The 679-nt window shown below is 71.7% G+C and carries 1 protein-coding gene; it reads left to right on the forward strand.

Annotated elements, in window-relative coordinates; all coding sequences use genetic code 11:
• Positions 1-679: GTP 3',8-cyclase MoaA (locus tag AC5RUJ_RS17815; protein ID WP_494156458.1), on the forward strand; the 679-nt coding region annotated here is incomplete at both ends.

A 679-nucleotide genomic window follows, 5' to 3' on the forward strand; every position in this document is an offset into this window, starting at 1 on the left:
CGCACGCCCGAAGGCCGTCCGCTGGACCTGGCGATGACGACCAACGGCTCGGCGCTGGCCCGCAAGGCCGAGGCGCTCAAGGCGGCCGGGCTGTCCCGGGTGACCGTCTCGCTGGATTCGGTTGACGACGCCACCTTCCGCGCGATGAACGACGTCGACTATCCCGTCGCCGCGGTGCTGGAGGCCATCGAGGCCGCGGCCGCGGTCGGGCTGGGCCCGGTCAAGGTCAACATGGTGGTCAAGCGCGGCCAGAACGACGGCGGCGTCCCGGCCATGGCGCGCCACTTCCACGGCACGCCCCACATCGTCCGGTTCATCGAATACATGGATGTGGGCACGACCAACGGCTGGAACCTGGCGCAGGTCGTCCCGTCGGCCGAGATCGTGCGGCGGATCGATGCCGACCTTCCCCTGGAACCGCTGGCCCCCCGGTACCCCGGCGAGACGGCCACACGCTTCAGATACCGCGACGGCGGCGGCGAAATCGGGACCATCTCCAGCGTCACGCAGGCGTTCTGCCACGGCTGCACCCGCGCCCGGCTGAGCACCGACGGGAAGCTTTTCACCTGCCTGTTCGGCACCGGCGGGACGGATCTGCGCGCCCTGCTGCGCGGCGGCGCGGACGACGGCGAACTGACGCGCGTGCTCTCCGGCGTCTGGCGGGGCCGCTCGGACCGCT

This window comes from Arthrobacter sp. Y3223164 (assembly GCF_059091005.1).